Here is a 9961-nt window from a genome sequence, read left to right as displayed (position 1 = left end):
AAGAACTTACTCAAAGTTCCCCTTCTTAAGGGGGATTTAGGGGGATCTCCGGGGAATTAACTGTGTTAACCCAACTGTATTGAAACTGAACGCTCGAAGCTGGAGAAAGCAAATGAAAAATCGCGAAATTAGTACCACAACCGTTAAAATTATCAACAACAACGTACAAATCGATGCTTACTTAGCCCAACCAGTAGAAAAGGGAAAATTTGCTGCGGTTATGGTGTTTCACGAAATCTTTGGTGTTAATGAAAATATTCGGGATATTACCGAATTGATAGCACAACAAGGATACATAGCAATTGCACCTGCGATGTATCAACGTATTGCACCCGGTTTTGAATTTGGGTTTAGCGAACCAGATATCGGTTACAGTCCAGAAGCTTACCAATTGGGGTTGCAATACTATCAACAAGTAAAATATTGGGAAATATTCAGCGATATTCAAGCAACCATTGCCTATCTCAACACATTACCCAACGTTAAATCTGACTCTATTGGCTGCATTGGTTTTTGCTTTGGCGGTCATATTGCTTATCTGGCTGCAACTTTACAGGATATCAAAGCAACTGCTTCGTTTTATGGTGGGGGGATTACAACTTCTAGCTATGGAGAATCTACTCCAACTATCGATCGCACATCGGCAATTAAAGGCACGATTTATACATTTTTTGGTACGAAGGATACATTAGTTTCACAGGAAGAAACCCTCAAAATCGAGGCAGAACTACAGAAACATCACATCAATCATCGTGTATTTCGATACGATGCAGGACATGGATTCTTTGGTGGATTTTTCGTAGATAAGTACCCGTTTTTAGCACAGCACCCTAATATAAGAGGATACAGAGAAGCTGCTGCTGATGCGTGGCAACAGGTTATCGAACTTTTTCAAAACAAACTTAAAGATTAGCAGCGAGATCCTTAGTCTTTGAAGGCAGATGGTAGAAGGCATAATCAAAAATTCAGCTTTCTACCTTCTGTCAAGCGGTCAACTGTCAACTGTCAAGCGGTCAACTGTCAACTGACTAAATTAGCTGTCGTACATCCGGGCTTCAGCCGCATCGGGATATTCTTCACAATACTCGTCAAAAGCGGTTTTTTCTAGTTTGACAGAGCGCTGGTGGGAAGCCTCAGCCTGCATTTCTTCTACAATGTCCCAGGCTACCGCGCAATCTTTAGATGTAGCGCCTTTCTCTGAACAGACTGTTCTAGCATCGGCGATCGCCCTTTCGATTTCTTCCTCAAATAAAACACTTTTCGGCTTCTCAACAAAATCGCTTTTTGTCAAGATATCCGTTACCGAAATAATGCCGAGCAGTTTGTCCTTAATCACCGGAGCTCGGCGGATGCGGGTATTCGCGAACAACCTCGCCACATATTCGACGCCTAAGTCGGGATTGACCGTGATGCACGGTTTGGTCATGATCTCGAAGACGCGGACTTTTTGCGGGTCTACTCCGTAGGCTGTTACTTTGTAAACAATATCCGTTTCCGTGACAATGCCATAGGCGTCTTGTTCGTGGCGGCGTTCCACAATTAACGCGCGCAAACACAGTTCGTTCATCATCGCCACCGCTTCGGCTACCGTTGCCGAACCGCGAATGGTGACAACTTCTGCGGTCATAATATCTTGTGCTTTCATCATTTTTTATTGCTCCCCGTTTATAAAGTGTAGTGCGTCCCGATTTGGGGCCGGAAGTTTGATTTGCTATCATCATAAAACTTCAGGACGGAGGCAACTGTTACGATAATTGACACTCCTGGGCCTAAAGGCGTGAGGATTCTTCGTTCATAGATCCAACTTGCTCAGACAAGATTGCTCCAGCTTGAGTAGAGGTCGAATCTCCCGAAGCGTTCGGATTTAAAATCCAGGTTCCTACATGACCTGTAGTACCCAAGGCTAAATTCAGGATATTTCTAGCCGCGTTCCAGTCTCTATCTAACTCAAGTCCGCACTTACAGATGTGCGTCCTAGTAGATAGCGATTTTTTGACGGTAGTTCCACAGTTAGAGCAGTTTTGGGAAGTATAGGCAGGATTAACGGCAACCGTTATTTTCCCAAGCTTAACGCCCAAATATTCCAACCATATCCTGAATTGATACCAACCAGCATCATTAATCGACTTAGCGAGACAATGATTCTTGACTAGATTTTTGACCCTCAAGTCTTCATAAGCGACCAAATCGTTAGATTGGATGACGCAACGCGCTATTCTCTTAGCGTGTTCTTGACGCTGCCTACTTATTTTGAGGTGTACTCGCCCTAGTCGGTTAATGGCTTTTTTTCGATTGGTAGAGCCTTTCTTTTTGCGAGAAACACGGCGTTGTCGAGACTTCAACCGCTGTTCGCTTTTTCTGTAAAATCTAGGGTTTGGTTCTGCGTTTCCGTTGCTGTCGGTATAAAACTCTTTGAGTCCAACGTCTAAACCGATTGTGCGACCTGTCGAAGCAGGCAGAACTTGGTGTTCAATCCTTATGGCAAACTGGACATAGTAACCGTCAGCACGTTTAACTAATCGAACCCGCTTGATTTGTTCAATTTGGTAGTAGTTTAAGTCCCACGTCCCTTTCAGCTTTAGTTTGCCAATACCTTTCTTGTCCGTAAACACGATTTGCTGGTGCGTCTGGGAAAGTGACCACCCAGAAGTTTTGTACTCAACTGAACGACAGTTTTTCTTAAACTTCGGATAGCCTTTTTGACCAGGGACTTGGCGCTTACAATTTTCGTAAAACCGAGCAATTGAATTATACGCACGTTCGACGGAGGCTTGACAAGCATGGGAATTTAAAGTCTTGACAAAGGGAAATTCAGCCCTCAGCGCTGTGTTGTAGCGATAAAGATCTTTCTGCCCAACGCCTCGATTGTCCATCCAGTAACGAATGCACTTGTTGCGGACAAACTGAGCGGTTCTAATCGCCTCATCTATGGCAGCATATTGGGTTATTTTTCCTTTGGCTTTAAACTCCAAAACTATCATTTGACGTGGAAAAAGGCTACGGCAGTATTCTAACACAAAAAAGTCGCCCTAGAATGGCGAGGCTTGAAACCCAGTTTTTTTGGTCAAGGATGGCGATCGACTCCGCCGCTGTGCCCCTCTCCTTTTACTCAATTTTCCAGCCCCAGACTCAAAGAAGCAAAAGTTAACACAAACTGAGCGATCGCTTACGCTCACACAGATCCCCGCCTCTGATAAACTTGATGGCTGGTAGTGCAAAAAAGCACAAGGCACGCAGGACTTAGTTGGGAGTATATAGTTCGTGGATAATGTAATCGGTTTAGAGATTATCGAAGTAGTCGAGCAGGCAGCCATCGCCTCCGCTCGCTTGATGGGCAAAGGCGAAAAAGATGAAGCCGATCGCGTAGCTGTAGAAGCAATGCGCGAACGCATGAACAAAATTCATATGCGCGGCCGCATCGTGATCGGTGAAGGCGAACGCGATGACGCACCCATGCTTTACATCGGCGAACAAGTGGGTATTTGTACCCAGGAAAATGCTAAAGATGTCTGCAACATCGATGAATTGATCGAAATTGACATCGCTGTTGACCCCTGCGAAGGTACTAACCTGGTTGCTTACGGTCAAAACGGCTCGATGGCAGTTTTGGCAATCTCTGAAAAAGGAGGTTTGTTTGCGGCACCGGATTTCTACATGAACAAATTGGCTGCTCCTGCGGCTGCGAAAAATCATGTAGATATTCGCAAAACGCCAACCGAAAACCTCAAAATTATCTCTGATTGTCTCGGCCGCAGTATTGAAGATTTGGTGGTGGTGGTCATGGATCGCCCCCGACACAAAGATTTAATTAATGAAATTCGGCAAGCGGGTTCAAGAGTTAGACTGATCAGCGACGGCGACGTTTCTGCGGCGATTTCTTGCGCGTTTTCTGGTTCCAACATCCACGCCTTGATGGGTATTGGTGCAGCACCTGAAGGTGTGATTTCCGCAGCAGCAATGCGCTGCTTGGGCGGTCACTTCCAAGGTCAGTTAATTTACGATCCGGCTGTTGTTAAAACTGGTTTGATCGGTGAAAGCAAAGAAAGCAACATCGCTCGCCTGACATCAATGGGCATCACAGACCCAGACAAGATTTACAATGCTGAAGAGTTGGCATCTGGGGAAACAGTTTTGTTTGCAGCTTGCGGAATTACTCCCGGAACGCTGATGGATGGAGTTCGCTTCTTTGGCGGCGGCGCTCGTACAGAAAGCTTGGTAATTTCTTCTCAGTCGAAGACTGCTCGGTTTGTGGATACAATCCATATGTTTAACAATCCGAAATCTCTGCAATTGAATTAGTCATTAGTTAGCGGTTAACAGTTAATTTTTAAATGTTAATTTTTAACCGTTGATAGTCACCAGTAATTAACAATTAGCGATAAACTAAGAGTTAATCACAGGTGACTGTTGATAACTAAGAAATAAATAGTGACAAATCACAGATATGAATATTGCCGTCATAGGTCTCAGCCACAAAACAGCGCCGGTTGAAGTTCGCGAAAAACTCAGCATTCCAGAACAAAAGATTGAAGCGGCGATCGCCCAATTGCGCGGCTATCCCCACATTCAAGAGGTTGCTATCCTCAGCACTTGCAACCGTTTAGAAATTTATATCGTTACCACAGAGTCAGAGCCGGGAGTGCGAGAAGTGATGCAGTTCCTTTCGGAATGTAGTAAACTTCCTTTGCAGTCTTTGCGCCCTCACCTGTTCATTTTGCTGCACGAAGATGCGGTGATGCACTTGATGCGAGTGTCTGCGGGTCTCGACAGTTTGGTGCTCGGAGAAGGACAAATTTTGGCTCAGGTCAAACAAACTCACAAACTCGCCCAGCAGTACAAAGGTGTTGGCAGAATTTTAGAACGTTTGTTTAAGCAAGCTCTGACAGCCGGTAAGCGTGTTCGCACGGAAACTAGCATTGGTACTGGTGCGGTTTCAATTTCTTCAGCGGCGGCGGAATTGGCTCAATTAAAAGGTCAACATTTAGCAACTAGCCGGATTGCGATTATCGGTGCTGGGAAGATGTCGCGCTTGTTGGTGCAGCATTTGCTGTCGAAAGGAGCGAGTCATATTGCGATCGTCAATCGATCGATGCGAGGGGCTGAGGAATTAGCCGGTTTGTTTAAAGATGCTACATTGCACTTGCATTTGCTCTCGGACATGATGCAGGTAATTGCGGATTCTGACTTGGTGTTTACCAGTACAGCCGCTACAGATCCGCTGTTAAATAAAGCTAAATTAGAAGCTGTTTTACAACCCGATCGCCCTTTAATGTTGGTGGACATTTCTGTGCCGCGCAACGTTGACTCGGATGCGAAAGAATTGGCTAACGTGAAGTCGTTTAATGTGGACGATTTGAAAGCGGTGGTAGCTCAAAATCACGAAAGCCGCCGCAAAATGGCAATGGAAGCTGAGGGCTTGCTGGAACAGGAAGTAGAGGCTTTTGATGTCTGGTGGCGCAGTCTAGAAACTGTTCCTACCATTAGCTGTTTGCGAGATAAGATCGAATTAATTCGGGAACAAGAGTTAGAAAAAGCTTTATCGCGTCTGGGTTCCGAGTTTTCGGAGAAACATCAAGATGTGATTGAATCTTTAACAAGAGGGATTGTGAATAAGATTTTGCACGATCCGATGGTGCAGTTGCGGGCGCAGCAGGATATTGAGGCGCGCCGACAAGCGATGCACACTTTGCAAACTCTGTTTAATTTGGATGTTGATGTCAATCAGCAGTACAGTTAACAGTTAACAGTTGACAGTTGACAGTTGACAGTTGACAGTTGACAGCGTTAATCAGTTGACCGCAGTCATTAGTGATGTTTTGCATTAGCTTTTAATGTAATTAGGACTTATATCGTTTCCGGTCGATTGACCGCAATAAGATTGGTTCGTAGTGCGGACTTCAGTCCGCAGCCTGAGAGCGGAATGGGAGGGCGCACTACGAACTTTCATTGTTATGATATGATAATCTACTGGATATGATATTACCCATTTGCTAATTAAGTAATCGGTTTCTTATGACCGCAATAAGATTGGTTCGTAGTGCGGACTTGAGTCCGCAGCCTGAGAGCGGACTCAAGTCCGCACTACGAACTTTCATTGTTATGGTAATCTACCGGACATGATATTACCCATTCGCTCATTAAGTAATGGGCTTCTTAACTCAAATTTAGGTTTTTATTTATTACCAAGCTGGAGCATAGGAACCAGTTTAACAAACAACTAACATAACAACAAACAACTAATAACTAATAACTAATAACTAATAACCAATAACCAATAACTAATAACTAACAACTAATGACTATTAAGCGAATTTATCAATTAATTTTATTGCTTGTAGGGCTGTGGTTAGTTTTTGAGTTTTCCTCGCGGATTGCGGCAGAAATTCTGTGGTTTGAGGAAGTTGGATATCTTGAGGTTTTGCTGTTAAAACTGAAAACTCAAGGGTTGCTGGGCGCGATCGCACTTTTGGTATCTTCCGCCTTCTGCTTCGGAAATTTAGCCCTAGCCCGCCGCCTGCAACTTTCCACCGAAAACATCAAATCACCTGTTTTTAGGCAGTTAATCGCGCCCGCAAGTGGCAGAAACACGAAGAAAAATCATCATTCACCTGCGGCTAAATCTCAAATTCCCTTTCCCTGGCTGTTGTTGGCGATATTTGGATTAAGTGCGATCGCCAGTTTAACAGTAATTCACTGCGGGATCTTAGCCGCCGGTACCATCGGCGATTTTAGAATCGTGGGTGGTTTGTCTGCGCCGCCAATTCACTTGGGATTTCAGTCAATCCAGGTTGGGGTGGTGCAGCTATCTTCTCACCTGTGGCAGTTGGGCTTGCTGCTGGGGATGATGTTAGCTGTAGCAATTAAGCCGGATTTTTGGTTGCGGGCGATCGCTCTTTTGCTCAGTTTGGCGATCGGGATAATTGCCGCTAGTCGCTGGACTAAACTTTTACAATATTTCAACCCTACTAATTTTAACATCACCGACCCGATTTTCAATCGAGATATTAGCTTTTATGTATTTATCTTGCCCATCTTAGAATTACTAAGTTTCGGGCTGACTGTTGTATCTGTGTACGGTTTAGTATCTTGCACCTTAACCTATTTGCTGGCGGGAAACAGCCTCAGTCAAGGCATATTTTTGGGCTTTTCGCGATCGCAACAGTGGCACTTGTACGGCTTGGGAGCAGCTTGCATGGTAGCCGTCTCGCTCCGGTACTGGCTGGGCTGTTACACCTTGCTGTACTCGCGCGGAGACGTTACCTACGGGGCTGGTTATGCTGACGTGACAGTGCGGCTTCCCGTCTATGGCTTTTTGAGTATAGTGGCTGGGGCGATCGCACTTTTCATGCTTTGGCCTGTTTTCCAATTAAACATCAACAATAATAACTTAAAAAAAATCATCTTAGGATTTTTGACTGTAAGTTTTTTACTAGGTTGGCTGCTGCCAAAAATTGTGCAGCAACTGATAGTCAAGCCCAACGAACTAGCGCGCGAACAGCCCTACATCCAGCGCAGCATTGCCTTTACTCAACAAGCTTTCGATCTGAAGAAAATTGAAATTAAAACTTTCGATCCAGGCGGAAAACTTACCTATCAAGACTTAGAAAAAAATCAACTTACTATTAGCAACATCCGGCTGTGGGACAAACAGCCACTGCTGCAAGCCAACCGACAGTTACAGCAAATTCGACCTTATTATACATTTCCTGATGCTGATATCGATCGCTATACAATCAAAAACGCCACTGCAAAAAAGGGAGAGGTGGAAAGCCAGCAAGTAATTCTGGCGGCGCGGGAATTAGATTACACAGCAGTTGCGCCGGAAGCTCAAACTTGGGTAAACGAACACCTCGTGTACACTCACGGTTACGGCTTTACTCTTTCTCCCGTAAACACAGTCGGTGTGGGCGGTTTACCCGATTATTTTGTCAAGGATATTGGAGTTACAGCCCAGACAGGAGACACTACTTTAGGTGTCACTAAAGATAGCATTCGGGCCAGTATCCCGATCGGCTATCCGCGCATTTACTACGGCGAAGTCACCGATACAGACGCCATCGCACCGACAAAAGTCAAGGAATTCGACTATCCCAGCGGCCAAGACAATGTTTACAATACCTACAGCGGTACGGGCGGAATTGCGATCGACTCTCTATGGAAGCGCTTGCTGTTTGCAAGTTACCTGAAAAATTGGCAAATGGCGCTAACCCGCAATTTTACACCCGAAACTAAGTTACTTTATCGCCGCAATATTAACAAAAGAGTCCGGGCGATTGCTCCTTTTTTGCGCTACGATTCCGATCCGTATTTAGTGGTAGCAAACGCCAATCTCAGCAAAGGAGAAATAGAAAAGAAACAGGATAAAACTGGGAACAAGATTAAACCTTCTCCCTCGGGAAATGACAAATCACCGAACTATCTTTACTGGATTATCGATGGCTATACAGCGAGCGATCGCTACCCCTATTCAGATCCAGGTAAAAATGAATTTAACTACATCCGCAACCCGGTAAAAGTCGTCATTGACGCCTACAATGGCTCTGTAAACTTTTACGTCAGCAATCCTTCCGATCCGATTATTAAGAGTTGGATGGCTATCTTTCCCGGACTCTTTAAACCCCTAGAAAAAATGCCTCCGGCACTCCGCAAACACATTAGATATCCCGTAGATTTGTTGAGCATTCAATCGGAACGGTTGTTAACTTATCACATGGAAGATCCGCAGGTATTTTACAATCGAGAGGATTTGTGGCGCGTTCCTAACGAGATTTATGCTGGCAAACAGCAGCCCGTAGAACCGTATTATTTGATTACAAAACTGCCGACAGAAACATCAGAAGAGTTTATTTTGCTATTGCCATTTACGCCAGTCAGTCGTAATAATTTAATTGCTTGGATTGCAGGGCGATCGGATGACAATGATTATGGTAAGTTGCTATTATATCAATTTCCAAAACAGCGATTAGTTTACGGCCCGGAACAGATAGAAGCTTTAATCAACCAAGATCCGGTGATTTCCGAACAAATATCTCTGTGGAACCGGCAGGGTTCAAAGGCGATTCAAGGCAATTTATTAGTAATTCCAATCGAACAATCTTTGCTGTACGTCGAACCTCTTTATTTGGAGGCTGAACGCAATAGTTTGCCAACTTTAATTAGAGTGATTGTTGCCTACGAAAACCGAATTGTGATGGCGGAGAATCTCGATAAAGCACTGAAGGCACTTTTTCAGCCAGAATCTACTAATAAACCCGCAATTGTGAGGCCAGTAGAAGGCGCAGATCCCGCCTTGAATTGATAATATTTGTAGGGAAACGGCATTGCCGTTTCCGGCGCGAGAATTTGCCACTTACCATAATACTTGTAGGGTGTGTCGCCATCAACAATCTCAAAAAAAGATGAAAAATCTTATAGCGACGCACCTTATGTCTATATCCGGTAAAAACAAAAGTATTAGGTTTATTTCCAGAAGCCCTTGAATAGCCAAGGTGCGTCGCTATGACATTATCGCTCTAATTCAGAGATTTTCGAGGGCGACGCACCCTACAGTGACTTGCGCTATGACACAGGGGTTTTTAACCCCTGGCGGATTGTGAGACTAACGACAAATTCCGACGGGGGTTCAAACCCCCGTCTCAAAGCTGAAGTCCTCTGAAAGAGGACTAATGACAAGAATTGAAAGGCTAATGAACCAGGTGCAAAATCTCACCCTTAATTAACATTTTGCACCTCTTTAGTCCTCTTCAGAGGACTTGCGCTATGAGACAGGGGTTTTAACCCCTGGCGGACTACGGGACTGACGACCAATCCCCACAATTTTTGCTACAATAACAAAAACAAACCGCCTCACCATCTTACCAATGTTAGATAAAATCTGGCGATTCATCAAACAATTAATCCAACGGCTATTCGGCACTTCTTTCCAAGATTCTAACCCCCCCTGGCCCCCCCTTGGTAAGGG

Annotated in this window: 6 protein-coding genes; 4 read left to right on the top strand and 2 right to left on the bottom strand. The window is 44.7% G+C overall.

Features of this window, described 5'->3' with window-relative positions:
- The first annotated feature begins 112 nt into the window (after nucleotides 1-112).
- Entirely contained in the window at nucleotides 113-913 is an 801-nt protein-coding gene (locus tag QT974_RS24625) for a dienelactone hydrolase family protein (protein WP_333471039.1), read from the top strand.
- 120 nt (nucleotides 914-1033) lie between these two features.
- Here QT974_RS24625 and QT974_RS24620 read toward each other — a convergent pair whose 3' ends face one another.
- The gene (locus QT974_RS24620) at nucleotides 1034-1648 is read right to left on the bottom strand and encodes a CP12 domain-containing protein (protein WP_333471038.1); all 615 of its coding nucleotides are present in this window, start codon (nucleotides 1646-1648) and stop codon (nucleotides 1034-1036) included.
- A gap of 121 nt (nucleotides 1649-1769) precedes the next feature.
- A complete protein-coding gene (locus QT974_RS24615) occupies nucleotides 1770-2981 on the bottom strand; it encodes an RNA-guided endonuclease InsQ/TnpB family protein (RefSeq protein WP_333471037.1) in 1212 nt (403 codons plus the stop codon).
- A 280-nt stretch (nucleotides 2982-3261) separates the two neighbouring features.
- On the opposite strand from QT974_RS24615, the gene glpX reads away from it, so the two are divergent.
- The 3 genes from glpX to QT974_RS24600 all read left to right on the top strand — a co-directional run bounded on the left by glpX (nucleotide 3262) and on the right by QT974_RS24600 (nucleotide 9298).
- Nucleotides 3262-4299, top strand: a complete 1038-nt coding sequence (gene glpX, locus QT974_RS24610; RefSeq protein ID WP_333471036.1) for a class II fructose-bisphosphatase — start codon at nucleotides 3262-3264, stop codon at nucleotides 4297-4299.
- 145 nt (nucleotides 4300-4444) lie between these two features.
- A complete protein-coding gene (locus QT974_RS24605; RefSeq protein WP_333471035.1) occupies nucleotides 4445-5737 on the top strand; it encodes a glutamyl-tRNA reductase in 1293 nt (430 codons plus the stop codon).
- Nucleotides 5738-6295: 558 nt separating this feature from the next.
- Nucleotides 6296-9298: a UPF0182 family protein gene (locus QT974_RS24600; RefSeq protein WP_333471034.1), complete on the top strand. Its 3003-nt coding sequence runs from the start codon at nucleotides 6296-6298 to the stop codon at nucleotides 9296-9298.
- The last annotated feature ends 663 nt before the right edge of the window (nucleotides 9299-9961 follow it).

Origin of the sequence: Microcoleus sp. BM001215392, from assembly GCF_036700185.1 — a bacterium.
Taxonomy (GTDB): domain Bacteria; phylum Cyanobacteriota; class Cyanobacteriia; order Cyanobacteriales; family Microcoleaceae; genus Microcoleus.
This window is presented reverse-complemented; position numbering and strand designations above follow the sequence as displayed.